This window comes from Pseudomonas sp. LLC-1, assembly GCF_002992185.1.
In the GTDB taxonomy this organism is placed as follows: domain Bacteria; phylum Pseudomonadota; class Gammaproteobacteria; order Pseudomonadales; family Pseudomonadaceae; genus Aquipseudomonas; species Aquipseudomonas monteilii.
Window position 1 is genome coordinate 331,478 of record NZ_LUVY01000006.1, and the last position, 24,870, is coordinate 356,347.

24 protein-coding genes are annotated in these 24,870 nt (G+C 63.0%); 14 read left to right on the forward strand and 10 right to left on the reverse strand.

Going from position 1 to position 24,870, the window contains the following annotated elements; translation table 11 throughout:
• Positions 1–71 precede the first annotated feature (71 nt).
• From A0O30_RS05325 to A0O30_RS05345, 5 genes are all read right to left on the reverse strand, one after another.
• Complete coding sequence (locus A0O30_RS05325) at positions 72–1,103, reverse strand: AbrB family transcriptional regulator (RefSeq protein WP_105945811.1); 1,032 nt, start codon at positions 1,101–1,103, stop codon at positions 72–74.
• Positions 1,096–2,610: a tripartite tricarboxylate transporter permease gene (locus tag A0O30_RS05330; protein ID WP_105945812.1), complete on the reverse strand. Its 1,515-nt coding sequence runs from the start codon at positions 2,608–2,610 to the stop codon at positions 1,096–1,098. Before A0O30_RS05330 ends, A0O30_RS05325 begins: the two co-directional genes overlap by 8 nt.
• Positions 2,611–2,613: 3 nt before the next feature.
• Positions 2,614–3,072 carry a tripartite tricarboxylate transporter TctB family protein gene (locus tag A0O30_RS05335; RefSeq protein WP_060497932.1) on the reverse strand — a complete coding sequence of 153 codons (459 nt, stop codon included), beginning with the start codon at positions 3,070–3,072 and terminating at the stop codon, positions 2,614–2,616.
• Positions 3,073–3,249: 177 nt separating this feature from the next.
• The gene (locus tag A0O30_RS05340) at positions 3,250–4,230 is read right to left on the reverse strand and encodes a tripartite tricarboxylate transporter substrate binding protein (RefSeq protein ID WP_003252023.1); all 981 of its coding nucleotides are present in this window, start codon (positions 4,228–4,230) and stop codon (positions 3,250–3,252) included.
• Positions 4,231–4,262: 32 nt separating this feature from the next.
• Positions 4,263–5,552 (reverse strand): OprD family porin, encoded by a 1,290-nt coding sequence (locus A0O30_RS05345; RefSeq protein WP_016713687.1) that lies wholly within the window; start codon positions 5,550–5,552, stop codon positions 4,263–4,265.
• A 201-nt stretch (positions 5,553–5,753) separates the two neighbouring features.
• Here A0O30_RS05345 and A0O30_RS05350 point away from each other — a divergent pair, with 201 nt between their 5' ends.
• Together A0O30_RS05350 and A0O30_RS05355 are read left to right on the forward strand one after the other, a co-directional pair.
• Positions 5,754–6,425, forward strand: a complete 672-nt coding sequence (locus A0O30_RS05350; RefSeq protein ID WP_016713688.1) for a response regulator — start codon at positions 5,754–5,756, stop codon at positions 6,423–6,425.
• On the forward strand, positions 6,418–7,797 hold the full coding sequence (locus A0O30_RS05355; RefSeq protein ID WP_060497929.1) for a sensor histidine kinase: 1,380 nt from the start codon (positions 6,418–6,420) through the stop codon (positions 7,795–7,797). Before A0O30_RS05350 ends, A0O30_RS05355 begins: the two co-directional genes overlap by 8 nt.
• 126 nt (positions 7,798–7,923) lie before the next feature.
• On the opposite strand, the gene A0O30_RS05360 is transcribed toward A0O30_RS05355, so the two are convergent.
• Both A0O30_RS05360 and A0O30_RS05365 read right to left on the reverse strand, forming a co-directional pair.
• Positions 7,924–8,730: an HDOD domain-containing protein gene (locus tag A0O30_RS05360; RefSeq protein ID WP_105945813.1), complete on the reverse strand. Its 807-nt coding sequence runs from the start codon at positions 8,728–8,730 to the stop codon at positions 7,924–7,926.
• A gap of 55 nt (positions 8,731–8,785) precedes the next feature.
• A complete protein-coding gene (locus A0O30_RS05365; protein WP_105945814.1) occupies positions 8,786–9,727 on the reverse strand; it encodes a folate-binding protein YgfZ in 942 nt (313 codons plus the stop codon).
• 133 nt (positions 9,728–9,860) lie between these two features.
• Between A0O30_RS05365 and A0O30_RS05370 the strand changes: the two genes are divergently transcribed.
• Entirely contained in the window at positions 9,861–10,115 is a 255-nt protein-coding gene (locus A0O30_RS05370; protein ID WP_003252043.1) for a succinate dehydrogenase assembly factor 2, read from the forward strand.
• Positions 10,099–10,557: a protein YgfX gene (locus A0O30_RS05375; protein ID WP_105945815.1), complete on the forward strand. Its 459-nt coding sequence runs from the start codon at positions 10,099–10,101 to the stop codon at positions 10,555–10,557. Before A0O30_RS05370 ends, A0O30_RS05375 begins: the two co-directional genes overlap by 17 nt.
• 56 nt (positions 10,558–10,613) lie before the next feature.
• Here the strand turns inward: A0O30_RS05375 and nadB are convergent, their stop codons facing one another.
• Positions 10,614–12,218 (reverse strand): L-aspartate oxidase, encoded by a 1,605-nt coding sequence (nadB, locus tag A0O30_RS05380; protein ID WP_105945816.1) that lies wholly within the window; start codon positions 12,216–12,218, stop codon positions 10,614–10,616.
• A 434-nt stretch (positions 12,219–12,652) separates the two neighbouring features.
• On the opposite strand from nadB, the gene rpoE reads away from it, so the two are divergent.
• The 10 genes from rpoE to pdxJ all read left to right on the forward strand — a co-directional run bounded on the left by rpoE (position 12,653) and on the right by pdxJ (position 22,669).
• Positions 12,653–13,234 carry an RNA polymerase sigma factor RpoE gene (gene rpoE / locus A0O30_RS05385; protein WP_003252049.1) on the forward strand — a complete coding sequence of 194 codons (582 nt, stop codon included), beginning with the start codon at positions 12,653–12,655 and terminating at the stop codon, positions 13,232–13,234.
• Between the two features lie 31 nt (positions 13,235–13,265).
• On the forward strand, positions 13,266–13,856 hold the full coding sequence (locus tag A0O30_RS05390) for a sigma-E factor negative regulatory protein (protein ID WP_015271600.1): 591 nt from the start codon (positions 13,266–13,268) through the stop codon (positions 13,854–13,856).
• A gap of 12 nt (positions 13,857–13,868) precedes the next feature.
• On the forward strand, positions 13,869–14,834 hold the full coding sequence (locus tag A0O30_RS05395) for a MucB/RseB C-terminal domain-containing protein (protein ID WP_105945817.1): 966 nt from the start codon (positions 13,869–13,871) through the stop codon (positions 14,832–14,834).
• A gap of 209 nt (positions 14,835–15,043) precedes the next feature.
• Positions 15,044–16,441 carry a DegQ family serine endoprotease gene (locus tag A0O30_RS05400; protein ID WP_371920893.1) on the forward strand — a complete coding sequence of 466 codons (1,398 nt, stop codon included), beginning with the start codon at positions 15,044–15,046 and terminating at the stop codon, positions 16,439–16,441.
• 181 nt (positions 16,442–16,622) lie between these two features.
• Positions 16,623–18,422: a translation elongation factor 4 gene (gene lepA, locus A0O30_RS05405; RefSeq protein ID WP_025754588.1), complete on the forward strand. Its 1,800-nt coding sequence runs from the start codon at positions 16,623–16,625 to the stop codon at positions 18,420–18,422.
• Positions 18,423–18,427: 5 nt separating this feature from the next.
• Positions 18,428–19,282 (forward strand): signal peptidase I, encoded by an 855-nt coding sequence (gene lepB / locus A0O30_RS05410; protein WP_016713698.1) that lies wholly within the window; start codon positions 18,428–18,430, stop codon positions 19,280–19,282.
• A gap of 163 nt (positions 19,283–19,445) precedes the next feature.
• Positions 19,446–20,135 (forward strand): ribonuclease III, encoded by a 690-nt coding sequence (rnc, locus tag A0O30_RS05415; RefSeq protein WP_016713699.1) that lies wholly within the window; start codon positions 19,446–19,448, stop codon positions 20,133–20,135.
• Complete coding sequence (era, locus tag A0O30_RS05420; RefSeq protein ID WP_016498176.1) at positions 20,128–21,030, forward strand: GTPase Era; 903 nt, start codon at positions 20,128–20,130, stop codon at positions 21,028–21,030. The genes rnc and era overlap by 8 nt, the downstream gene beginning before the upstream one ends.
• Positions 21,031–21,201: 171 nt before the next feature.
• Entirely contained in the window at positions 21,202–21,885 is a 684-nt protein-coding gene (gene recO, locus A0O30_RS05425; protein WP_060497921.1) for a DNA repair protein RecO, read from the forward strand.
• Positions 21,886–21,946: 61 nt separating this feature from the next.
• Positions 21,947–22,669, forward strand: coding sequence for a pyridoxine 5'-phosphate synthase (pdxJ, locus tag A0O30_RS05430; protein WP_371920892.1), 723 nt, complete (start codon positions 21,947–21,949; stop codon positions 22,667–22,669).
• A 62-nt stretch (positions 22,670–22,731) separates the two neighbouring features.
• Here pdxJ and A0O30_RS05435 read toward each other — a convergent pair whose 3' ends face one another.
• Positions 22,732–24,114 carry a heavy metal sensor histidine kinase gene (locus A0O30_RS05435; RefSeq protein WP_105945820.1) on the reverse strand — a complete coding sequence of 461 codons (1,383 nt, stop codon included), beginning with the start codon at positions 24,112–24,114 and terminating at the stop codon, positions 22,732–22,734.
• Positions 24,111–24,785: a heavy metal response regulator transcription factor gene (locus tag A0O30_RS05440; RefSeq protein ID WP_003258489.1), complete on the reverse strand. Its 675-nt coding sequence runs from the start codon at positions 24,783–24,785 to the stop codon at positions 24,111–24,113. Before A0O30_RS05440 ends, A0O30_RS05435 begins: the two co-directional genes overlap by 4 nt.
• Positions 24,786–24,870 lie beyond the last annotated feature (85 nt).

Consider the following 24,870-nt stretch of genomic DNA (forward strand, 5'->3'; position numbering starts at 1 on the left):
GGTACTGCAACGCCCTTAAGGCAGGTGCTATCCCTGTGGGAGCGGGCGAGCCCGCGAAGCAGGCAACGCGATTATTCCGGATTTGTGTTCCACAAGCGGAACAACGGCTCCGCCAGAAACAGCACAAACAGCAAACGCATCACCTGCAACGCCGTCACCAGCGGTACCGACAGTTGCAGGGTTTCTGCCGTCAGGCTCATTTCGGCAATCCCGCCCGGCATCATCCCCAGCGTCAACGAACGCAAATCCAGCGCGGTCATCACGCTAAGCACCCACGCGGCACTGCCGGCAATCGCCATGCACAGCGCCGTGGCTAACAGCGTGCGCCCCAGGAACGACGGTGCGCGGCGGAAGAAGGCGCGGTTGAAGTGGCAAGCCAGGCCGCTGCCTATCAGCCACTGGCCGATCTGGCTGGCACCATTGGGCAGTGCGATTTGCAGGTTGCCGGCCAGGCTGACCGTGGCCGCTACCAGCAATGGCCCGAACAGCCACGGATTGGGCTGGCGCAAGCGTTGCCAGAGCAGCGCAACGGCAACGCCCAACGGCGCGATCAAGGCCAGCCAGCTCCAACTGACGCTGCCGGCGTGGTTCAGCGGTACCCCGTCACCCAGCAAGAACTTGAACAGCGCCGGTACGCACAGCACCACCGCCAGCACCCGCAGGCTCTGCGCCGCAGCCACCTGGCTCAGTACCGCGCCGTTGCGTGCGCCGAGGTTGACCATCTCCCCCGAGCCTCCAGGCATGCTGGCGAAAAAAGCCGTGGCGCGGTCTTCACCGGTCTTTCGCAACAGCCACACGCTGATCACGCTGGACAGGGTCGTGAACAGGGCGCCGAAGAAAATCAGCGCAAAATGGCTGCCCACCTGCTCGATCACTGCCGGGGTAAAGTGCAGGCCAATGCCGATGCCGATGATGCACTGCCCGCACTTGCGGCCGTTGGGTATCTCTGACAGTTGCCAGGGCGTCAGGCAGCGCACCAGGATGATGGCCAGCAGCGAGCCGACCATCCACGGCAAAGGCCAGCCGACCTTGCTGGCGATGTAACCGCCAGCAAGGCCGACCAGCCCGGTTGCGACAAACAACGGCAACGCGCGATCAGGCATCGGCCAGGGCCCGGCGCTGCTGGCTGCGTTTGCGCCAGATGCGCAGCAGCGGCAAGGCAAGCATCAGCGCCACCAGCGCCCACACGCCCATGCTGATGGGGCTCGACCAGAGGATGCCCAGCTCACCGTTGGAAATCGAAAGTGCGCGGCGCAGGTTCTGCTCCATCAGCCCGCCGAGAATGAAACCGAGCAGGATTGGCGACAGCGGGAAGTCCAGCTTGCGCAGGATGTAACCCATGATGCCGATGCCGACCATCAGGAACAGGTCGAAGGTGGTGGCATGCACGGCGTACACGCCGATGGCGGTGATGATGGCGATCACCGGCACCAGCGCCCAGTTCGGCACGGCGAGGATGCGGGTGAAAATGCGGATCATCGGAATGTTGAGGATCACCAGCATGATGTTGGCGATGAACAGCGACGCGATCAGGCCCCAGACGATGTCTGGCTGCTGTTCGAACAGCAGTGGGCCGGGGGTGATGTTGTACAGGGTCAGGGCACCGATCATCACGGCGGTGGTGCCAGAGCCCGGTACACCCAGGGTCAGCATCGGCACCAGGGCGCCACAGCACGAAGCACCGATGGCGGTTTCCGGTGCGGCCAGGCCACGGGCATCGCCCTTGCCGAACTTGCCGCTTTCACCCGCCAGGCGCTTCTCGGTCATGTAGGCCACGGCACTGGCCAACGTTGCGCCGGCGCCAGGCAGAACACCCATGATGAAACCAAGCAGACCGCAACGAATGTTCACCACGAACACCGAAGCCGCTTCCTTGAAGTTGAACAGCATGCGGCCGGTAGCCTTGACCGCCTGGTGGCCATGGTGGGTCTTTTCCAGCAGCAGGAGGATTTCGCTGATGGAGAACAGGCCCAGCACCAGCACCACGAACTGGATGCCATCGGCCAGGTGCACACTGTCACCGGTGAAGCGGTAGACGCCGCTGTTGGCGTCGATGCCGACCGCCGACAGGAACAGGCCGATCAGGGCGGCAATGAAGGTTTTCAGGGGCTTGTCACCGGCCATGCCGCCCAGGGCGACGATGGCGAACACCATCAGCACGAAGTACTCCGCCGGGCCGAAAGCAATGGCCCATTTCGCCAGCAACGGGGCGAACAGCACCATGCCGCAAGTGGCGATGAAGGCACCGATGAACGAGCTCCAGGCCGACAGCGACAGGGCCACGCCGGCCAGGCCCTGGCGGGCCATCGGGTAACCGTCGAGGGTGGTCATCACGGTCGAGGCCTCGCCCGGGATGTTCAGCAGGATCGAGCTGATACGCCCACCGTATTCGCAGCCCAGGTACACCGCTGCCAGCAGGATCAGCGCCGACTCCGGTGGCAGGCCCAGGGCGAAGGCGATGGGAATCAGCAGGGCCACGCCGTTGATCGGGCCCAGGCCTGGCAGCAGGCCGACCACGGTGCCGATCAGGGTGCCGGAGAGGGCGGTGACCAGGTTGTAGGGGGACAGGGCGACGCCGAAGCCCTGGCCCAGGTAGCTCAAGGTATCCATGTGTCAGTTCTCCAGTACGCTCAGCAGGCCAAGGGGCAGGGGCACGTCCATTACGCGGTCGAACAGCCAGTAGAGAAAGACGCTCATGCCGACCACCACGATGGCACTGTGCAGCCAGCGACCGCCGTACAGTCGGGCCATGGGCACACCGACCAGCATGGCGCTGAGAATGAAGCCCAAAGGCTCGAAGGTGGCGGCGAAAACAACCAGCAGGCCGACACAGGCGGCAATCTTGGTCAGGGTTTCGCGGTCCAGTTCCGGCTCGTCGTCCTTGCGCACGATGGGCGTAGGGCGAAACACCAGGTACAGCAGGCCAAGGCTCATCAGGCCGAGCATCAGCAGCGGGTAGGCGCGTGGGCCGACCGGCTCATAGGAAAACGCCGCCTGGTAGGGCAAGGCCATCACGGCCAGGGCGGCGCACACCGCCAGCAGGGCCAGGGCGAAGATGCGTTGCAGGATCATTGGGGAATCCTCGTTGTTCGTCAGCATGACGCAGATCCTTGTAGGAGCGGCCTTGTGTCGCGAAAGGGGCGCGAAGCGGCCCCAGGATTTCAGCTTCGCTGCACAGATTGCCGGGGCTGCTGCGCAGCCCGTTCGCGACACAAGGCCGCTCCTACAAAAAGCGAATGGTGTTAAGGCTTACTGAATCAGGCCAAATTCCTTGGCCAATGCCTTGTAGTCAGCCACTTGCTTCTTCACATAGCCGTCCAGCTCTTCGCCGGTCATGGCGAACGGGAACAGCTCGCGCTGGTCACGCAGCTTGGCGAAGTCTTCCGAGGCCAGCATCTTGTCGAACGACGCTTTCCACCAGGCGTAGTCCTCGTCGCTCACCTTTGGCCCCAGGTAGAAGCCGCGTACCACCGGCCAGACGATGTCGTAGCCCTGTTCCTTGGCCGTGGGGATGTCTTTCATCTCGGGTTCGTCCAGGCGGTTTTCCGAGAACACCGCAAGGATGCGCATGTTGCCGCTCTGGATATGCGGCATGGAGTCGGAGATGTCGGTCGAGCCAACCTGGATATGGCCACCCAGCAACGCCGTGGCAATTTCGCCACCGCCTTCCAGGGCCACGTAGCGCAGGTCACGCGGGTTGATGCCGGCAGCCTTGGCGATCAGGGCGGTCTGCATCCAGTCCTGGCTGCCCACGGTGCCGCCAGAGCCGATCACCACTTTGCTCGGGTCTTTCTTCAGCGCGGCGACCAGGTCGTCGAGGGTTTTGTAAGGGGAGTCGCTTTTCACCGCGATGGCGCCATAGCTGGTACCGACAGCGGCCAGCCATTTCACCGCGTTCTCGTCAAAGCGGCCGAACTTGCCTTGTGCCAGGTTCAGCAGCGAACCACTGGACCAGGCCACCAGGGTGCCGGCATCGGCCGGGCGCTGGGCGACCACGGCGTTGTAGGCCACCGCGCCGACACCGCCGGGCATGTAGGTGACGCGCATCGGCTTGCTGAGGATCTTTTCCTGCACCAGGGCGCTTTGCACCAGTTTGCAGGTCAGGTCGAAGCCACCGCCGGGCGAGGCGGGGGCGATGCATTCGGGGCGTTTCGGTTCGGCAGCGAGGGCATTGCCGGCCAACAGCAGGCAGCCGGTAGCGAGGACGAGGCGGCGCAGTGAAAAGGTCATCGTCTATCTCCGTGAGCGTTGTTGTTATTGGGTTACCACAGGGCGACGCTGTAGCTCACCAGCAGCCGCACTTCGTCCGCGTCACGGGCGAAGTTGGAGCGGAAGGTGGCGTTGCGCAGGCGCACGGCGACGTTCTTCAACGGGCCGCTTTGTACCACGTACTTGAGCTCGGTGTTGCGTTCCCACTCCTTGCCCTCGCCGCCGGCGGCGCGGCTGACGTTGTCGCCGCTGATGTAGCGGGTCATGAAGGTCAGGCCGGGCACGCCGAGTGCAGCGAAGTTGTAGTCGTAGCGCGCTTGCCAGGAGCGCTCGTCGGCGCCGGCGAAGTCGTTGATCTGGACGAAGTTGACCAGGTAAGGGTCGGCACCATCGACATACGGGAAGGCGCTGTCCCCAGACAGCTGCTGCCAGGCGGCGCTGACCTTGTGCCCGCCCAAGGCGTAGCTGAGCATGCCGTTGACGGTGGTGTTGTCGATGTTGCCCGCCTTGGCCGCACCGGCGTCGTCACTCACGGCCAGGCGCAGGTCGGCGCCGAAGGTGCCCGGGCCCCACGGCTGGGTGGCGACCATGCCAATGAAGTGCTGGCGGTAGATGTCGTCGAGCTGGGCGAAGTGATAGCTGCCGGTGATGCGGTCGGTGAACTGGTAGTCCAGCCCGCCCAGGGCCAGGTTGTCGGCGCTGAAGCTGCCACCGAAGCGGCCGTTCTTGTTGTTCAGCGCCAGGTCTTCCCAGTTGGTGTCGTTGCGGTCCTTGGCCTTGTCCAGGCGACCGCCAGTGAAGGTCAGGCCCTTGATTTCCTTCGAGGTGAGCAGGCCGCCTTCGAACGTTTGCGGCAGGATGCGCCCGTCGTTGGGCTGCAGGGTTGGCAGCTCGGGGATCAGGGTGCCGATCTTCAGTTCGGTCTGGGAAATCTTCACCTTGCCGGTCAGGCCGAGTTTGGAATATTCATCGGCGGCCTTGCCATCATCGTGGGTCGGCAACAGGCCGGTGTCGGTGCGGTCGGGGCTGGAATCGAGCTTGATGCCGAGCATGCCCAGTGCATCCAGGCCAAAGCCTACGGTGCCATCGGTGTAGCCGGACTCGAAGTTGAGGATGAAGCCCTGGGCCCACTCGTCGCGCTTGGATTGCTGCGCGCTGGTGCCGTCGCGGAAGTCGCGGTTGAAGTACATGTTGCGGGTTTCGAAGGTGGCCGTGCTGTCTTCGAAGAAGGCGGCCTGGCTCATCGGGGCGACACCGGCAAGCGCAAGGGCGCTGGCGATGGCGGAGGGGCGTGCGGCAAAGGAACGGGTAGGCGCGAACGCCTGCGGCTGCGATGACAGCATCGTCGATGACTCCGTTTATTGTTCTTATTCGTTGCACCTTGCTGGTGCTTTTTTCGGCGCGAAGGGCGACCGTGGTGCGATGCTAGGTAACGAACCTTTCGCTAACCTTTCAGCGTGAAAGGTTTGTTACGAGGGGCTTCACAGGCTTGGCGACAGCGGTACACTCCGCGCCAACCGCCCCACCCGAGCAGGGAGAATCCGATGCGTGTGCTGCTGGTCGAAGACCATCTGCAACTGGCCGAAAGCGTGGCCCAGGCCTTGAAAAGCCACGGCCTGACCGTGGATGTGCTGCATGACGGCGTGGCTGCCGACCTGGCCCTGGCCAGCGAGGAATACGCCGTGGCCGTGCTGGATGTCGGCTTGCCGCGCATGGATGGCTTCGAGGTGCTGGCGCGCCTGCGCGGCCGTGGCAAGACTGTCCCGGTGCTGATGCTAACCGCGCGCAGCGACGTCAAGGACCGGGTTCATGGCCTGAACCTGGGGGCAGACGACTACCTGGCCAAACCGTTCGAGCTGACCGAGCTGGAAGCGCGGGTAAAGGCGTTGCTGCGCCGCAGTGTGCTCGGTGGCGAGCGCCAGCAACGTTGCGGGCCGCTGGTCTACGACCTGGATACCCGGCGCTTTGCCCTTGGCGACGACAACCTGACCCTGACGTCGCGCGAGCAAAGCGTGCTGGAAGCGCTGATCGCACGCCCTGGTCGGGTGATGAGCAAGGAGCAACTGGCTGCCCAGGTGTTCGGCCTGGATGAAGAAGCCAGCCCGGATGCCATCGAAATCTATATCCACCGGCTGCGCAAAAAACTCGACGGCCACCCAGTGGCCATTGTCACCTTCCGTGGGCTGGGTTACCTGCTAGAGCACCGCGATGCGTGACAACGGCAGTTTGCGCGGGCGCCTGCTGGGCAACCTGGCCCTGCTGCTGGTGGTGCTGATGCTGGCCAGCGGCCTGAGCGCCTACTGGAATGGCCGTGAGGCCGCCGATACCGCCTACGACCGCACCCTGCTGGCCTCGGCGCGCACCATCGCCGCTGGCCTGTCGCAGCGTGACGGCTCGCTGAGCGCGGATGTGCCTTACGTGGCTTTGGACACGTTCGCCTACGACAGCGCCGGGCGCATTTACTACCAGGTGCTGGACATCAAGCAGCGGCTGATTTCCGGCTACGAGAACCTGCCGCCGCCGCCGCCCGGTACGCCGCGCACTGACGATTACCCGGCGCTTGCGCGGTTCTACAACGCCACCTACCTGGGCCAGGACGTTCGGGTGGTCAGCCTACTGAAGGCAGTGACCGAGCCGAACATGAACGGCATGGCGGAAATCCGCGTGGCCGAGACGGAGGAGGCACGGGTGCGCATGGCCCGTGGGCTGATGGCCGACACCCTGCTGCGCCTGGGTATGCTGGCGCTGGGTGCGTTGGTGATGGTGTGGTTTGCCGTGAGTGCGGCGTTGCGGCCCCTGGAGCGCTTGCGCACGGCGGTGGAAGAGCGCCAGCCAGATGACTTGCGGGCCTTGCCGGTGGTGCAGGTGCAGCGTGAGCTCGGCCCGCTGGTGCGGGCCTTGAACCACTTTACCGAGCGCCTGCGCGGCCAGTTCGAGCGCCAGGCGCAGTTCATTGCCGATGCCGCCCATGAATTGCGTACGCCGCTGGCTGCCTTGAAGGCGCGGGTGGAGCTGGGCCTTCGCTCGTCCGAGCCGCAAGAGTGGCGGCAGACGCTGGAATCTGCGGCGCAGGGCACTGACCGCCTGACCCACCTGGCTAACCAGCTGTTGTCGTTGGCACGGGTGGAGAACGGAGCACGGGCAATTGCCGAGGGCGGTGCGCAGCGCCTGGACCTGAGCCAGCTGGCCCGTGAGTTGGGCATGGCCATGGCCCCGTTGGCACACAAACGCGGCGTTGCGCTGGCCCTGGAGGCCGAGGCACCTGTGTGGCTGAAGGGTGAGCCGACGCTGCTCAACGAGCTGTTGAGCAACCTGGTGGACAATGCCCTGGCGCACACGCCAGAAGGTGGCAATGTGATCTTGCGGGTGGTGGCGCCGGCGGTGCTGGAGGTGGAAGACGACGGGCCGGGCATTCCCGAGGCTGAGCGTGAGCGGGTGTTCGAGCGGTTCTACCGGCGCAGTGCGCAAGGGAGCGGGCTTGGGCTGGCGATTGTCGGCGAGATCTGCCGGGCGCACCTGGCGCAGGTGAGCCTGCATGATGGCGAGAACGGCGGGCTGCGGGTGCGGGTGAGTTTTATCGCAGATTGATGTGTTGCTGTTCTGGCCCTATCGCCGGCAAGCCGGCTCCCACAAGATCACCACAGGCCTTGAGACCTGTGCAGCACCTGTGGGAGCTGGCATGCCGGCGATAGGGCCAGAACAGGCTGAAGCAAGTCAGCGCAACATGCTCCGCGCTTCAAGCAGCTCATCCACTTCCAGTTCAGTACCAAACGGCAACCCCAGGTGGCGGTATGCCGGCAGCGCCGCCAATGGCCGATGGCGCCCGCGCTGGCTGATGCAGCGGGCGATCTGCACGATATCGATGTAATCGACCTTGTCAGTCTGCCGGTCCAGGTCCTGAACCTGGCTGGGCAGGTTGACCAGTTGCTCCGGAAACTCCCAGGCCTTGAGGATCTTGTCCCCCAGCACCGGCTGGATCTGCTCGATCACGTAATGCAGGCAAACCGGGTCGGACAGCAGTTCGTTGTGCTCTTCGGCGTAGATGAGTACCGGCAGTGCGCCAATCTGGTTGACCAGCCCACCCAAGGTAGCCTGGTCGGGCTTGAGGTGCGTGTAGCGCCTGCAGATTTCGTAGCTGATACCCGCAACTTCCAGGCTATTGGCCCAGATGTCGCGCAGTTTTTGTTCAACGGCCGGCGCGCGGGCATGGAAAATCTGCTCGATCACCAGGCCAATGGCCAGGTTGCAGCTGTAATTGATACCCAACCGCGTGATGGCAGTGTGCAGGTCGGTGACCTCGACCGCTGCACGCAGCAGCGGGCTGTTGACGACCTTGATCAGGCGCGCTGAAAGGGCCGCGTCGCGACCGATCACCTTGCTCAGGGCCGCTACGCTGATCTCGCTGTCTTCCGCAGCCTCACGGATGCTCAAGGCAACCTCGGGCAGGGTCGGCAGGACCAGGTCATCCTTTTCGATGGCATCGAGCAACTGTGCTTGAACCATCTCGGCCAGCTTGTTCATGGGCGTGTCTACCGCAGTGGTGGTGCGGCCCCGCCACAGCGGCGGGGCAGGCTGGTCAGCGCTGGATTTCCCGGTCGCGGTCCAGTTCGTAAGGCAGGGTCAGCACTTGCAGGCGCGGGCCTTCCAGGCTGCCCAGGTGCAGGTTGTCGTCTTCCACTGCCTCGGCGCTGAGCACCGCAAGCAGTTCACAGCCTGCACCGTTGCCAGCAGCAATGACCACTTCACCGACCGACGAACCATGGGTGGGCGAGAATATCTCGGCACCCGGGGCCGGAATGGCCTGCTGGTCCAGTGCCAGGCGGTACTGGCGACGCTTGAGCTTGCCCAGGTACTGCATGCGGGCGACGATTTCCTGGCCGGTGTAGCAGCCTTTCTTGAAGCTGACACCATCGACGGCTTGCAGGTTGATCATCTGCGGGATGAACAGCTCACGGGTCGGCCCCATGACCTGGCCGATACCGGCGCGAACCTGCCCAAGCAGCCAGTCGTTGAGACTGCCCTCGGGCAGGGCGCCGACGAGGGCCTGGCGCACGGTATCGGCGTTGTCTGCCGGCACCCACAGTTCTACGCGGCCTGCAGAAACGGCAATGGCAATCAGGCCCTCATGGCGCACGGTGCTGCCGGCAGCTGCGGGCACGTCGAGCCCTAGCGCCTGCAGCGCAGCGTCACCACCTTGCAGGCCAAAGCGTGCCCAGACGGCGCTTTCGTCGGTCAGCGTGGCCTTGGAGAACACGGCGTACTTCTTCAGGTCGGCCAGTTGCGCATCGAGCAGTTCACTGGCCATGGCCAGCAGGTAGCCGTTGCCTTCGGGCAGGATGCGGAAGCTGGACTGCATGCGCCCCTTGACCATGCAGCGGGCGCCGAGGCTGGCGTGTTCCTGGCTGAGGTAGTTGATGTTGCAAGTCAGCTGGCCTTGCAGGAACTTGCCTGCATCGGAGCCGCGGACGGCGAGGATGCCCTCGTGGGACAGGGGGCAGAAGAAAGCGGAATCGGCCATGGGTCATCGCGGTGGCTAAAGACTGGCGGCCATCATAGAACGCCGGTAACAAAATAGGTAGGTGACTAGACCAACGCCCGGTGTCGCTTCGCGTGCCTGGCTGTATACTGGCGGGCCATTCGAGGAGGGCCCCATGGTCGAACAAACTGAACTCAACCGGCTTTTCTGGCACAGCCGCCGTGGCATGCTGGAACTGGACGTGCTGCTGGTGCCTTTCACCCAGGAAGTCTACCCCACCCTCAACGAGACCGACCGCGAACTGTACGTGCGTCTGTTGAGCTGCGAGGATCAGGACATGTTCGGCTGGTTCATGGAGCGCACCGAGTCTGAAGACCCGGAGCTGCAGCGCATGGTTCGCATCATTCTGGACCGTGTCCAGCCCAAGTGAGTGCTTCGAGTGCCGCTGGCAAGGCTCACGCCTGCTGCTAGCGGCCTATCTGGTGTGCCAGGTACTGGCGTGGCTTGCCGTGTGGGCGAGCCCACTGCCCGGGTGGCTGGCCCTCTCTGTTGTCGCCGCCTGTATTGCCCACGCTGGCTGGGCCATTCCCCGACGTATCCTGTTGACGCATGAGCATGCCGTTGTTGGCTTGCGCCGTGATGTGCGCGGCTGGCAGGTGTTCAGCCGTGCCCGTGGCTGGCAGCCGGTGCGCTTGTGCCGGGACAGCGTGGCGCTGCCGGGGGTGGTGGTGTTGCGCTTTGAGCGGGTAGGGCGGTGGTTGGAGGAGAGCCAGTGCATAGCGCGCGATGCGTTGGGGGCGGATGAGCATCGGCGCTTGCGGGTAAGGTTGAAGTTCAGCAGGCGCAGGTGGGCAGAAGTGGCCCGCACATAGTTACAGACCGGGTTGGCTTCTTCGCGGGCGAGCCCGCGAAGGCCGTGACGCCGATTTCAGAGCGGGCTGAGGATAGTATCCTTGGCCTCGTCCAGCATGCCCGGGTAATCCAGGGTGTAATGCAGCCCACGGCTTTCCTTGCGCTGCATGGCCGACAGGATCATCAACTCGGCCACCTGCGCCAGGTTGCGCAGTTCGATCAGGTCGCGGCTGACCTTGTAGTTGCTGTAGAACTCGTCAATTTCATCCAGCAGCAGGCGAATGCGATGCTGCGCGCGTTGCAGGCGTTTGCTGGTGCGCACGATGCCGACATAGTCCCACATGAAACGCCGCAGTTCGTCCCAGTTGTGCGCGATGATCACGTCCTCGTCCGAGTCGGTCACCTGGCTGGCGTCCCAGCCCGGCAGGGCCTTGGGCATGGCCACTTGCTCCAGGTTGGCCTGGATGTCGGCGGCGGCGGCGCGGCCGTAGACGAAGCATTCCAGCAATGAGTTGCTGGCCATGCGGTTGGCGCCGTGCAGGCCGGTGAAGCTGGTTTCGCCAATCGCGTACAAGCCGGGCACGTCGGTGTGGCCACGGTCGTCGACCATCACCCCGCCGCAGGTGTAGTGCGCTGCGGGTACCACCGGGATCGGCTGGCGGGTGATGTCGATGCCAAATGCCAGGCAGCGCTCGTACACGGTGGGGAAGTGGCTCTTGATGAAATCGGCCGGCTTGTGGGTGATGTCCAGGTAGACGCAGTCCACGCCCAGGCGCTTCATCTCATGGTCGATGGCGCGGGCCACGATGTCGCGCGGGGCCAGTTCTTCGCGTGGGTCGAAGCGCGGCATGAAACGTTCGCCGTTGGGCAGGCGCAGCAGCGCGCCTTCGCCGCGCAGGGCTTCGGTGACCAGGAAGCTCTTGGCCTGCGGGTGGTACAGGCAGGTCGGGTGGAACTGGTTGAACTCAAGGTTGGCCACCCGGCAACCCGCCCGCCAGGCCATGGCGATACCGTCACCGCAAGCGCCATCGGGGTTGCTGGTATAGAGGTAGACCTTGGCCGCACCACCGGTGGCCAGTACGGTGAAGCGTGCGCCGAAGGTATCTACCTCGCCGGTATTGCGGTTTAACACATAGGCGCCCAGGCAGCGTTCGCCAGGCAGGCCCAGGCGGCGTTCGGTGATGAGATCGACCGCTACACGCTGCTCCAGCAGCTGGATGTTCGGGCGCAGGCGAGCCTGTTCCAGCAGCGTGGTGAAAATGGCCGCGCCGGTCGCATCTGCGGCGTGGATGATGCGCCGGTGGCTATGGCCCCCCTCACGGGTGAGATGGAACTCGAAACCGCCGTCATCAACGCTGTAGTGCTCGTCGCGGGTAAAGGGCACGCCTTGCTCGATCAGCCATTGAATGGCTTCCCGGCTGTGCTCGACGGTAAAGCGCACCGCCTCTTCGTTGCACAGGCCGCCGCCGGCATTGAGGGTGTCCTCGACATGCGACTGCACGGTATCGGTGTTGTCGAGCACCGCAGCGACCCCGCCCTGGGCCCAGAAGGTCGAGCCGTTGGCCAGGTCGCCCTTGCTGAGCACGGCAACGCGCAGGTGGCTGGGAAGGTTAAGTGCCAGGCTGAGACCGGCGGCACCGCTGCCGATCACCAGGACATCATGTTGGAATTGTTGGCTCATGTCGGGACACTAGTAATCTTTGGAAGGGGCGCGGCACAATAGTCACGCGCAGATGGCATTGTGAAACTATCGTTAAACTTGGCCGGGATGCCTTTATAGCAGCCCGGGGTGGCCAATTTCCATGCCACTTGCCAGGTTGCGGCAACCTTTGTGGGAACTTTCCGACATGGCCGGAAATCCTATGAAGGCTGCCCGCACGCCACAATTTGCCGCGGCGACGCAGGGCGGCAGGCCTGTCCGGGCTGTCTCTGCGTATTCGAAACCTGATTATCGACGTAGCCGGCCGTGACCGCGCCGCGTCTTCCGTGCAAGCCGACCAAGGGCTGCAGGAAACTTGCTTGGAGGGGAGAACTTTTGCGTAAAGCCCGAGTCTATGGTTGCAAGCCTGAACGATGGCTGTTGCAACGCTCCTTCGAGTTCACTGAGGAGTGTTCATGCTAACCCAGGAAGAGGATCAGCAGCTTGTCGAGCGCGTTCAGCGCGGTGACAGGCGAGCGTTCGATCTGTTGGTGCTGAAGTATCAGCACAAGATTCTCGGGTTGATCGTGCGGTTCGTTCACGATACCCACGAGGCCCAGGATGTGGCGCAGGAAGCCTTTATCAAGGCCTACCGTGCGCTTGGCAATTTTCGCGGTGACAGTGCGTTTTATACCTGGCTGTACCGCATCGCCATCAACACGGCGAAGAACTACCTGGTGTCCCGTGGAAGACGGCCGCCAGACAGTGATGTGAGCTCCGAGGATGCGGAGTTTTACGACGGCGATCATGGCCTCAAGGATCTCGAGTCCCCAGAGCGCTCGTTGTTGCGGGATGAAATCGAAGGCACCGTCCATCGCACCATCCAGCAACTGCCCGAAGACCTGCGCACGGCATTGACCCTGCGCGAGTTCGACGGACTGAGTTACGAAGACATTGCCAGTGTCATGCAATGTCCGGTGGGTACCGTGCGCTCTCGAATCTTCCGCGCTCGGGAGGCCATAGACAAAGCCCTGCAGCCGTTGTTGCAGGAAACCTGAGACAGCGGCGACAGCCAAGAGAGGAACCGCCATGAGTCGTGAAGCTTTGCAGGAATCGCTGTCCGCGGTGATGGATAACGAAGCGGACGAACTGGAATTGCGTCGGGTGTTGAACGCCGTCGACGATGCCGAAACCCGTGCCACCTGGTCGCGTTACCAGGTTGCCCGTGCAGCCATGCACAAGGAGCTGCTGCTGCCTAACCTGGATATCGCCTCGGCGGTGTCTGCTGCGCTGGCTGACGAAGCGGTGCCGGCCAAGGTCAAGAAAGGCCCGTGGCGCAGCATTGGTCGCCTGGCTGTAGCGGCTTCGGTCACCGTTGCGGTGCTTGCCGGTGTACGCATGTACAACCAGGACGAAATCACCGGTGCCGAGCTTGCAGCCCAGCAGCCTGCCCAGCAAGGCCTGAGCGTGCCACAAGCACAAGGCCCGGCCGTTTTGGCAGGCTATAGTGAGAGCAGTGAGCAACCGACCGGGCCAATGGCCAACGGCGTGCTGCAGAACCAGGCCGGCTGGGATCAGCGTCTGCCAGGCTACCTGCGCCAGCATGCCCAGGAATCTGCGCTCAAAGGCACTGAAACCGCATTGCCTTATGCCCGCGCCGCCAGCCTGGAAAACCGTTAAGTAAGGAGGATCATGCGCGCGCTACCTCTCCTGTCGCTGCTGATTGGCAGCTGCATGATGGTGCCAGCATTGGCGGCCAACTCCTCGCCCCAGGCGAGTGAGTGGCTGAACAAGCTGGCACAGGCCGAGCAAAAGCAGAGCTACCAAGGTTCTTTCGTCTACGAACGCAACGGCAGCTTCTCTTCCCACGATATCTGGCACCGGGTCGAGGACGGCAAGGTCAGCGAGCGGCTGCTGCAGCTCGATGGCGCCGCCCAGGAAATCGTGCGCGTGGATGGGAGGGTGGAGTGTGTCAGTGGGGCCTTGGTCAGCAGTGTTGCGGCACCCCCTGAGACCGCGCCGCGTGTGCTTGATCCGCTGAAACTGATGGGCTGGTACGATTTGAGCGTGGCGGGCAAGTCACGGGTCGCCGGGCGCGACGCCGTGATCGTGACGCTCACGCCCCGCGACCAGCATCGCTATGCCTTCGAACTGCACCTGGACCGTAATACCGGCCTGCCACTGCGCTCGTTGATGCTCAACGACAAAGGGCAGTTGCTGGAGCGCTTCCAGATGACACGCCTCGATACCGACGAGCCGCCTGGCGACGATGACTTGCGCCCCAGCGCTGCCTGCAAGCCTGTGCAGCATGGCGCGCCCGTCAGCAATGACAGCGTTGCTGGCTGGCGCTCGGACTGGCTGCCGCCCGGGTTCGAACTGGTCAACAGTTCGGTGCGTCGCGACCCCAAACGCAACAGTTCGGTCAGTAGCCTCATGTATGACGATGGCCTCGCACGTTTTTCCGTGTTCCTTGAACCGGTGAACGATGACGGCGGCACCGACATGCGCACCCAGCTCGGCCCGACTTCGGCTGTTTCGCGTCGCCTGAATACGCCAAAGGGCAAGGTGATGGTGACCGTGGTGGGCGAAATTCCGCTCGGTACGGCAGAACGCGTCGCTTTGTCGATGCGCCCTCAGGATGCCCAGGCGCGCCAGTGATGGCGCGCGTTTGCGGGCCGTGCCAAGGCAGGCGGACATACGGCTGAAATGAAATTAAAGCATTGTCATTTGCAATCCATCGGCAAATTTTCTATAGGTCAGGCTTTCAGGAGCCTGGCCTTTCCTGCTTTGTGCAGGGGTCTTTCTAAACTACCGCTCGTTGTGACGGGAGCCGTATGTCAATACCACGCTTGAAATCCTACCTAACGATGTTCGCCGCCGTGCTGATGCTTGGCCAGGTGCTCACCGCCCAGGCCGAGGAAGCCCTGCCGGACTTCACCACCCTGGTCGAGCAGGCCTCGCCGGCCGTGGTCAACATCAGTACCAAGCAGAAGCTGCCCGACCGCGTCGCCGCCGGGCAGATGCCGGACCTGGAAGGCCTGCCGCCGATGTTCCGCGAGTTCTTCGAGCGCAACATGCCGCAGCAGCCGCGTTCGCCGCGTGGTGACCGCCAGCGCGAGGCGCAGTCGCTGGGCTCGGGCTTCATCATTTCCAGCGATGGCTACGTGCTGACCAACAACCATGTGGTGGCCGATGCCGACGAGATCATCGTCCGTCTGTCGGACCGCAGCGAGCTGCAGGCCAAGCTGGTCGGCACCGACCCGCGCACCGACGTGGCCCTGCTCAAGGTCGAAGGCAAGAACCTGCCGACGGTCAAGCTGGGTGACTCCGAGAAGCTCAAGGTGGGCGAATGGGTATTGGCCATCGGTTCGCCGTTCGGCTTCGACCATTCGGTGACCAAAGGTATCGTCAGCGCCAAGGGTCGTACCTTGCCAAACGACACCTATGTACCGTTCATCCAGACTGACGTGGCCATCAACCCGGGCAACTCCGGCGGCCCGCTGTTCAACATGAAGGGCGAAGTGGTGGGTATCAACTCGCAGATCTTCACCCGCTCCGGTGGCTTCATGGGCCTGTCGTTCGCCATCCCGATCGATGTGGCGATCGATGTGTCCAACCAGCTGAAGAAAGACGGCAAGGTCAGCCGCGGCTGGCTGGGCGTGGTCATCCAGGAGGTCAACAAGGACCTGGCGGAATCCTTCGGCCTGGACAAACCGGCCGGTGCCCTGGTGGCCCAGGTGCTGGAAAACGGCCCGGCAGCCAAGGGCGGCCTGCAGGTGGGCGACGTGATCCTGAGCATGAACGGCCAGCCAATTGTCATGTCGGCCGACCTGCCACACCTGGTCGGCGGCCTCAAGGATGGCGAGAAGGCCAAGCTGGAAATCATCCGCAACGGCAAGCGCCAGACCCTGGACATCAGCGTCGGCGCGCTGCCGGACGATGATGCCGACATCGGCACCGGTGCCGATGGCAGTGCAGAGCGCAGCAGTAACCGTCTGGGTGTGTCGGTCGCCGACCTGACCGCCGAGCAGAAGAAATCCCTGGAGCTCAAAGGCGGTGTGGTCATCAAGGAAGTGCAGGATGGCCCGGCAGCGCTGATCGGCCTGCGTCCGGGTGATGTCATCAGCCACCTGAACAACCAGGCCATCGGTTCGGCCAAAGAGTTCACCGAAATCGCCAAGGAGCTGCCGAAGAACCGTTCGGTGTCGATGCGCGTGCTGCGTCAGGGCCGTGCCAGCTTCATCACCTTCAAGCTCGCTGAATAAGCGGCCTGGCAAGGGAGAAAGGGCAGCTACGGCTGCCCTTTTTCATGATTATTCACAATTGGACGGTGGATTGCTGTGTACAGTCGGACAGAGGAATCTCCCATATCCCGGCAGCTTGAGGTACAATTCCCGGCTATTTTTCGGCGGGCGTCCGGCTCGCAGCCTTTTCGAGTGTTGACCCGTGAGTGATTTGAGTCATATCCGCAATTTCTCCATCATCGCCCACATCGACCATGGCAAGTCGACGCTGGCCGACCGTTTCATCCAGATGTGCGGTGGCCTCTCGGCACGCGAAATGGAAGCCCAGGTGCTTGACTCCATGGACCTGGAGCGTGAACGCGGTATTACCATCAAGGCCCACAGCGTCACGCTTCACTACAAGGCGCAAGACGGCAAGACTTACCAGCTGAACTTCATCGACACCCCCGGCCACGTCGACTTCACCTATGAAGTCTCGCGCTCGCTGGCGGCCTGTGAAGGTGCGCTGCTGGTCGTCGACGCCGGCCAGGGCGTAGAGGCCCAGTCCGTGGCCAACTGCTACACCGCCATCGAGCAGGGCCTGGAGGTCATGCCGGTGCTGAACAAGATGGACCTGCCCCAGGCCGACCCGGACCGCGTCAAGGACGAGATCGAGAAGATCATCGGCATCGATGCTACCGACGCCGTGGCCTGCAGTGCCAAAAGCGGCATGGGCGTGGACGAGGTGCTCGAGCGCCTGGTGCACTCCATTCCTGCACCCGAGGGCGAGATCGATGCCCCGCTGCAAGCACTGATCATCGACTCCTGGTTCGACAACTACCTGGGCGTGGTCTCGCTGGTGCGCGTGCGCCAGGGCCGCGTCAAGAAGGGTGACAAGATCCTGGTCAAGTCCACCGGCAAGGTGCACCTGGTCGACAGCGTGGGTGTATTCACCCCGAAACACACCCAGACCGCAGACCTGAAAGCCGGCGAAGTAGGCTTCATCATCGCCAGCATCAAGGACATTCACGGTGCCCCTGTGGGTGACACCCTGACCCTGTCCTCGACCCCTGAGGTCGAAGTGCTGCCAGGCTTCAAGAAGATCCAGCCGCAGGTATACGCCGGCCTGTTCCCGGTCAGCTCCGACGACTTCGAAGACTTCCGCGATGCCCTGCAGAAGCTGACCCTGAACGACTCGTCGCTGCAGTACATGCCGGAAAGCTCTGACGCTTTGGGCTTCGGCTTCCGTTGCGGCTTCCTTGGCATGCTGCACATGGAGATCATCCAGGAGCGCCTGGAGCGCGAATACGACCTGGACCTGATCACCACCGCACCTAGCGTGATCTACGAGCTGGAGCTGAAAACCGGCGAAACCATCGTTGTCGACAACCCGTCGAAGCTGCCAGACGTATCGGCTGTGGCCGACTTCCGTGAGCCGATCGTCACCGCGACCATTCTGGTACCGCAAGAGCACCTGGGTAACGTGATCACCCTGTGCATCGAGAAGCGTGGCGTGCAGCGCGACATGCAGTTCCTCGGCAGCCAGGTTCAGGTGCGTTACGACATGCCGATGAACGAAGTGGTACTGGACTTCTTCGACCGCCTCAAGTCCACCAGCCGCGGCTATGCTTCGCTGGACTATCATTTCGACCGCTACCAGTCGGCCAACCTGGTCAAGCTGGATGTACTGATCAACGGCGACAAGGTCGATGCTTTGGCATTGATCGTGCACCGCGACAACGCGGCCTACAAAGGCCGTGCGTTGACCGAAAAGATGAAGGAACTGATCCCTCGGCAGATGTTCGACGTGGCGATCCAGGCAGCTATCGGCGGCCAGATCATCGCGCGGACAACCGTCAAGGCGCTCAGAAAGAACGTACTGGCCAAGTGCTACGGCGGTGACGTCAGCCGTAAGAAGAAACTGCTGGAGAAGCAGAAGGCCGGTAAGAAACGCATGAAACAGGTGGGCAACGTGGAGATTCCACAAGAAGCCTTCCTCGCCGTGCTCAGGTTGGATAGCTAGGTCCTATGTCGCTAAATTTCCCGCTGTTGCTAGTCATCGCCGTCTTCGTCTGCGGTCTGCTGGGCTTGATCGACCTGCTGTTCCTGGCCCCGCGCCGGCGCGCAGCAATCGCCAACTACCAGGGCAGCGTCAGCCAGCCCGAGATGGCCGTGGTCGAGCGCCTGAACAAGGAACCGCTGCTGGTCGAGTACGGCAAGTCGTTCTTTCCGGTGCTGTTCATCGTGCTGGTGCTGCGCTCGTTCCTGGTCGAGCCGTTCCAGATCCCTTCGGGGTCGATGAAACCGACCCTGGAAGTGGGCGATTTCATCCTGGTGAACAAGTTCTCGTACGGTATTCGTTTGCCGGTGATCGACAAGAAGGTCATCGAGGTCGGTGACCCGCAACGCGGTGATGTAATGGTGTTCCGCTACCCGAGCGACCCGAACGTCAACTACATCAAGCGTGTGGTTGGCTTGCCGGGTGATGTGGTTCGCTACACCAACGACAAGCGGCTGTTCGTCAACGGCCAGCCGATTGCCGAACAACTGGTGGGCACCGAGCCAGGTACCTTGGGCAGCGCCGAGCTGTACAAGGAAAAACTCGGCGAGGCCGAACACCTGATCCGCAAGGAAATGAGCCGTTATCGCATGCCGCCAGACCAGCAATGGACCGTGCCGGCAGGCCATTACTTCATGATGGGCGACAACCGCGACAATTCCAACGACAGCCGTTTCTGGGATGACCCGAACATTCCCAAGGAGCTGCACGGCATGGTTCCGGACCGGAACATCGTCGGCAAGGCCTTTGCGGTGTGGATGAGCTGGCCAGAACCCAAGCTCAGCCACCTGCCCAACCTGTCGCGGGTTGGCCTGATCCATTGATACCCATCGGCGCTGTCCAGCAGACAGCGCCGAATGCATTTCTGACATAGGCTGTGTTCTCAGGGATCGGGAGATTCGCCGCACATCGCGTGGCGAACCACAGCCAAACAGTCTTTCAGGATGTTGATTTGAACAACGCGTTGAACAACGAACGGGTGGCCGCATGAGTGCTTCCCTTGCCCGTCTGGAGCGAAAGCTCGGTTATACCTTCAAGAACCAGGACCAGATGCTCCTGGCGCTGACCCATCGCAGCTATGCCGGGCGCAACAACGAGCGCCTGGAGTTTCTCGGTGACGCCATTCTCAACTTCGTCGCCGGCGAAGCGCTTTTCGAGCGTTTTCCGCAGGCCCGTGAAGGCCAGCTGTCGCGCCTGCGTGCGCGGCTGGTCAAGGGCGAAACCCTGGCCCGGCTGGCCCGTGGCTTCGACCTGGGCGAATACTTGCGCCTGGGTTCGGGTGAGCTCAAGAGCGGCGGTTTTCGCCGCGAGTCGATCCTGGCCGACGCCCTGGAGGCACTGATCGGTGCCATCTACCTGGACGCCGATATGGAAACCGCACGGGAGCGCGTCCTGGCCTGGCTTGCCGATGAGTTCGAAGGCTTGACCCTGGTCGATACCAACAAGGACCCGAAAACCCGCCTGCAAGAGTTTCTGCAGTCGCGCAGCTGTGAGCTGCCGCGCTACGAAGTGGTGGATATCCAGGGTGAACCGCACTGCCGCACGTTCTTCGTCGAATGCGAAGTGGTGCTGCTGAACAACAAAAGCCGTGGTCAGGGCGTTAGCCGGCGTATTGCCGAGCAAGTAGCTGCCGCGTCTGCACTGATCGCCCTGGGCGTGGAGAATGGCAATGACTGATAACAACCCGACCCGCTGCGGCTACGTCGCCATTGTCGGCCGCCCCAACGTCGGCAAGTCGACCCTGCTTAACCACATCCTCGGCCAGAAGCTGGCGATTACCTCGCGCAAGCCGCAGACCACCCGCCACAACATGCTCGGCATCAAGACCGAGGGTGACGTGCAGGCAATCTACGTCGATACCCCGGGTATGCACAAGGCCAACGACAAGGCCCTGAACCGCTACATGAACCGCAACGCCTCGGCAGCCCTGAAGGACGTCGACGTGGTGATTTTCGTGGTCGACCGCACCAAGTGGACCGACGAGGACCAACTGGTGCTGGAGCGTGTGCAGTACGTGACTGGCCCGCTGATCATCGCGGTCAACAAGACCGACCGCATGGAAGAGAAGGCCGAGTTGATTCCGCACCTGCAGTGGCTGCAGGAGCAACTGCCGAACGCCGAGGTGATGCCGATCTCTGCGCAGCAGGGGCACAACCTCGAAGCGCTGGAAGCACAGATCGCCAAGCACTTGCCTGAAAACGATCACTTCTTCCCGGAAGACCAGATCACTGACCGCAGCAGCCGTTTCCTGGCCGCCGAACTGGTGCGCGAGAAGATCATGCGCCAGCTGGGTGCGGAGCTGCCGTACCAGATCACCGTGGAAATTGAAGAATTCAAGCAGCAGGGCCATGTGCTGCACATCCACGCGCTGATCCTGGTTGAACGTGATGGCCAGAAGAAGATCATCATTGGCGACAAGGGCGAGCGCATCAAGCGCATCGGCTCTGAGGCGCGCAAGGACATGGAAGTGCTGTTCGACTCCAAGGTCATGCTCAACCTGTGGGTCAAGGTGAAAGGCGGCTGGTCCGACGACGAGCGCGCCCTGCGTTCGCTGGGTTACGGCGACCTGTAAGCAATACTGTTGGGGCCGCGGTGCGGCCCATCGCCGGCAAGCCAGCTCCCACACCGACCGCATCGACTTCAAGGCTTGTGCAGTACCTGTGGGAGCTGGCTTGCCGGCGATGGGCTGCACAGCAGCCCCAATATGCGGTTATTCCTGGCTACAGGGAACGAGTGATCGCCCATGGAACAACCCGTCGGCCAGCCAGCCTATGTGCTGCACAGCCGTGCCTACAAGGAAACCAGCGCGCTGGTAGACTTCTTCACCCCGCAGGGCCGCATGCGCGCTGTACTGCGCCGTGCGCGCGGCAAGGGCGGCAGCCTGGTGCGGCCGTTCGTGCCGCTAGAGGTGGAGCTGCGCGGGCGTGGCGAGCTGAAGAATGTCGGTCGCATGGACAGCGCCGGGATTGCGGCCTGGCTACACGGTGATGCCCTGTTCAGCGGCTTGTACCTCAACGAGCTGCTCATGCGCCTGCTGCCGGCTGAAGCACCGTTCCCGGCCCTGTTCGAGCATTACACATTGACCCTGCAAGCCTTGGCCGCCGGGCGCCCGCTGGAGCCGCTGCTGCGTTCGTTCGAATGGCGGCTGCTGGACGAGCTTGGTTATGCGTTTTCCTTGAACCATGACGTCAACGACCACCCCATCGTGGCCGACGGCCTTTACCGCTTGCGCGTGGATGCCGGTCTGGAGCGGGTCGAGCTGGTGCAACCCGGCCTGTTTCGCGGCACCGAGCTCATGGCCCTGGCAGAAGCTGACTGGAACGCCCCAGGCGCTTTGCTCGCCGCCAAACGCCTGATGCGCCAGGCATTGGCCGTTCACCTGGGCGCAAAACCGCTGGTCAGCCGGGAACTGTTTCGCAAGCGCTGATCACGACGTATGCTGTGGGGCTCAATCTTCAGGAGAGCCTTTCGTGACTCACAGCAACCGCATGCTTCTTGGCGTAAACATCGACCACGTGGCGACCCTGCGCCAGGCCCGGGGCACGCGTTACCCTGATCCGGTCAAGGCTGCCCTGGACGCCGAAGAGGCGGGCGCCGATGGCATCACCGTGCACCTGCGCGAAGACCGCCGGCACATCCAGGAGCGTGACGTGGTGCTGCTCAAGGATGTGCTGCAGACGCGCATGAACTTCGAGATGGGCGTCACCGAAGAGATGATGACGTTTGCCGAGAAGATCCGCCCGGCGCACATTTGCCTGGTCCCCGAAACCCGTCAGGAGCTGACCACCGAAGGTGGCCTGGATGTGGCCGGGCAAGAGGCGCGGATCAAGGCAGCCGTGGAGCGCCTGTCGCGCACCGGTGCCGAAGTGTCGCTGTTCATCGATGCCGACGAGCGGCAGATCGAGGCTTCACGCCGCGTGGGGGCACCGGCCATCGAACTGCACACCGGGCGTTATGCCGATGCCGAAACCCCGACTGAAGTGGCTGAGGAACTCAAGCGTATCGTCGATGGCGTGGCGTTTGGCGTGGGGCAGGGACTGATCGTCAATGCCGGTCACGGGCTGCATTACCACAACGTTGAGGCGGTGGCGGCGATCAAGGGTATCAATGAGCTGAACATTGGCCATGCGCTGGTGGCGCATGCGCTGTTTGTTGGCTTCAAGGCTGCCGTTGCCGAGATGAAGGCGTTGATCGTGGCGGCTTCGCGCTGATTTTTGGGCCGCCTGTGCTGGTCACTTCGCGGGTACGCGAAGCGGCCAGTACAGGCTGCAGATTACTCGGCAGGAAACACCAGGGTAAAGCGGGTAGGCCCTGGGGGGCTGCTAATCAGTTCAACCTGCCCACCATGCAACTGCATGATCGACTTCACGATCGCCAACCCCAACCCGGTCCCGCCCTCCAGCCGCGAGCGCCCCGATCCTACCCGGTAAAACCGCTCGAACAACCGCGACTGGTGCTCGGCAGCGATGCCAGGCCCCTGGTTCTCCACAGATAGCCGTACTTCGCTGCCAGAGCGTTCGATACGCAGTTCGATGGGGTCACCCTCAGGGCCATGCCGTATCGCATTGCTCAGCAGGTTCGACAACGCCCGCTGGAACATCAAACGGTCACCCAGTGCCGTACCCCAGCCCTGAACCCGCAATTCAATCGTTTTCACCTCGGCGCTGAAAGCAAACAGCTCGACCACCCTTGCAGCCTCGTCGGCCAATGCCATCGGCTTGAGCGCGATCTGCGCCTGAGGCTGGCTGACCTGGGCGAGAAACAACATGTCGTTGATGATGCGGTTGAGCCGCGTCAGTTCCTCGATGCTGTCTTCCAGCACTTCCCGGTAGTTGGCGTTGTCCCGCTCACGGGCCAGGGTCACTTGCGCCTTGCCCATCAGATTGCTTAATGGCGTACGCAGTTCATGGGCCAGATCGTCGGAGAACTGCGACAACTGGCTCACGCCCTGATCGAGGCGATCGAGCATGACGTTGATGCTGCTGGCCAGTTCTGCCAGCTCCTGTGGCAAGCCAGTGGCGGGCAAACGATGCTGCAGGTCCTGGGCCGATACCTGCCCGGCAATGCGCCGGAAGTGCCGCAGGGGTTTCAGGCCGCGTTGCATCAGCCACCAGGCGCCCGCGCCAATCAAGACCAGCAGCAGCGGCAGAGCGAGCAAAGTGGAATGCAGGTAAGCCTGCAGCAGGGCGTTGTCGTCGGCGCGGTTGAGCGACATCATCACCTTCACCGGCGTGTTGTCGCGCAGGCGCATCAGCCGGGTCACGGTGAGGATCTGATTGCCGCTGCTGTCGCGCCAGGCGTGAAAGCTCAGGCGGGCATCGGTGTGCAATTCGCCCACCTGCGACTCCAAAGCCGGGCCGAGGCTGAGCAGGTGCGGGTGGCGGCCCTCCAGGGCCATTACGCTGAGGCTGAGGTTGTCATGCCCCATTACCAGGTCGAGCAGGGGGTGGGCGCGGCTGCCCAGGTCCTCGCTACGCAGGTCAACGCGCAGGTTGTGCTCGACCTGCAGCATCTTGCGCGCCAGGTCTTTGCGTGCGCGGTTGTCCAGTTCGTGATCCAGAGCGAACACCGCCAGGCAGGCAAGCAGCAGCACGAGTGCGGCGCCCATCAGTGTGACGCTCAGGCCCAGGCGCAGCGACAGGCTGGGGTTTTTCAAAAGCGCGCCTCAAGTACATAGCCTACGCCACGCAGGGTGTGGATGAGCTTGTTGTCGAAGGGGTCGTCTATCTTCGCCCGCAGGCGCCGGATCGAGACCTCGACCACGTTGGTGTCGCAGTCGAAATTCATGTCCCAGACCAACGAGATGATCTGTGTGCGCGACAACACTTCGCCGGTCTGACGCATCAGCAGGTGGAGCAGCGCGAACTCCTTGGCGGTCAGGTCGATGCGTTGCCCGGCGCGGTAGGCGCGGTGGCGGCCGGGGTCCAGCTCCAGGTCGGCGACGCGCAGGGTGCTGGGCTGCAGTTGCTGGTCGTTGCGCCGCAGGAGGCTGCGGATGCGGGCCAGCAACTCGGGGAACTCGAAGGGCTTGAGCAAGTAGTCATCGGCACCCAGGTCCAGGCCTTTGACCCGGTCGGCGAGGCGGCCGTGAGCGGTGAGCATCATGATGCGCGTAGCCGATTCGGCACGCAGCCGCTGCAGCACGGTCCAGCCATCGAGTTCTGGCAGGTTGACGTCGAGGATGACCAGGTCGTACGGCTGCTGGCGGGCCAGGTGCAGGCCGTCGGTGCCCGTGTGAGCGCAGTCGACCACGTAGCCGTTTTCGCGCAGGCCCTGTTGCAGGTAATCGGCGGTACGCAGTTCGTCCTCGATGATCAGTAGGCGCATGAAGGGGCTCGGTGTGATGAAAGGGGGCGATTCTCGACCCTGTAGTGGCATCAGGGTCAAGGGGCGGGATGTTACGGCATGAGAA

Bases quoted from the DNA above. Each gene is read 5' to 3' on its own strand.
- A0O30_RS05325 (WP_105945811.1), bottom strand. From the start codon at position 1,103: ATGCCTGATCGCGCGTTGCCGTTGTTTGTCGCAACCGGGCTGGTCGGC.
- A0O30_RS05330 (WP_105945812.1), bottom strand. From the start codon at position 2,610: ATGGATACCTTGAGCTACCTGGGCCAGGGCTTCGGCGTCGCCCTGTCC.
- A0O30_RS05335 (WP_060497932.1), bottom strand. From the start codon at position 3,072: ATGATCCTGCAACGCATCTTCGCCCTGGCCCTGCTGGCGGTGTGCGCC.
- A0O30_RS05340 (WP_003252023.1), bottom strand. From the start codon at position 4,230: ATGACCTTTTCACTGCGCCGCCTCGTCCTCGCTACCGGCTGCCTGCTG.
- A0O30_RS05345 (WP_016713687.1), bottom strand. From the start codon at position 5,552: ATGCTGTCATCGCAGCCGCAGGCGTTCGCGCCTACCCGTTCCTTTGCC.
- A0O30_RS05350 (WP_016713688.1), top strand. From the start codon at position 5,754: ATGCGTGTGCTGCTGGTCGAAGACCATCTGCAACTGGCCGAAAGCGTG.
- A0O30_RS05355 (WP_060497929.1), top strand. From the start codon at position 6,418: ATGCGTGACAACGGCAGTTTGCGCGGGCGCCTGCTGGGCAACCTGGCC.
- A0O30_RS05360 (WP_105945813.1), bottom strand. From the start codon at position 8,730: ATGAACAAGCTGGCCGAGATGGTTCAAGCACAGTTGCTCGATGCCATC.
- A0O30_RS05365 (WP_105945814.1), bottom strand. From the start codon at position 9,727: ATGGCCGATTCCGCTTTCTTCTGCCCCCTGTCCCACGAGGGCATCCTC.
- A0O30_RS05370 (WP_003252043.1), top strand. From the start codon at position 9,861: ATGGTCGAACAAACTGAACTCAACCGGCTTTTCTGGCACAGCCGCCGT.
- nadB (WP_105945816.1), bottom strand. From the start codon at position 12,218: ATGAGCCAACAATTCCAACATGATGTCCTGGTGATCGGCAGCGGTGCC.
- rpoE (WP_003252049.1), top strand. From the start codon at position 12,653: ATGCTAACCCAGGAAGAGGATCAGCAGCTTGTCGAGCGCGTTCAGCGC.
- A0O30_RS05390 (WP_015271600.1), top strand. From the start codon at position 13,266: ATGAGTCGTGAAGCTTTGCAGGAATCGCTGTCCGCGGTGATGGATAAC.
- A0O30_RS05395 (WP_105945817.1), top strand. From the start codon at position 13,869: ATGCGCGCGCTACCTCTCCTGTCGCTGCTGATTGGCAGCTGCATGATG.
- A0O30_RS05400 (WP_371920893.1), top strand. From the start codon at position 15,044: ATGTTCGCCGCCGTGCTGATGCTTGGCCAGGTGCTCACCGCCCAGGCC.
- lepB (WP_016713698.1), top strand. From the start codon at position 18,428: ATGTCGCTAAATTTCCCGCTGTTGCTAGTCATCGCCGTCTTCGTCTGC.
- rnc (WP_016713699.1), top strand. From the start codon at position 19,446: ATGAGTGCTTCCCTTGCCCGTCTGGAGCGAAAGCTCGGTTATACCTTC.
- era (WP_016498176.1), top strand. From the start codon at position 20,128: ATGACTGATAACAACCCGACCCGCTGCGGCTACGTCGCCATTGTCGGC.
- recO (WP_060497921.1), top strand. From the start codon at position 21,202: ATGGAACAACCCGTCGGCCAGCCAGCCTATGTGCTGCACAGCCGTGCC.
- pdxJ (WP_371920892.1), top strand. From the start codon at position 21,947: ATGCTTCTTGGCGTAAACATCGACCACGTGGCGACCCTGCGCCAGGCC.
- A0O30_RS05440 (WP_003258489.1), bottom strand. From the start codon at position 24,785: ATGCGCCTACTGATCATCGAGGACGAACTGCGTACCGCCGATTACCTG.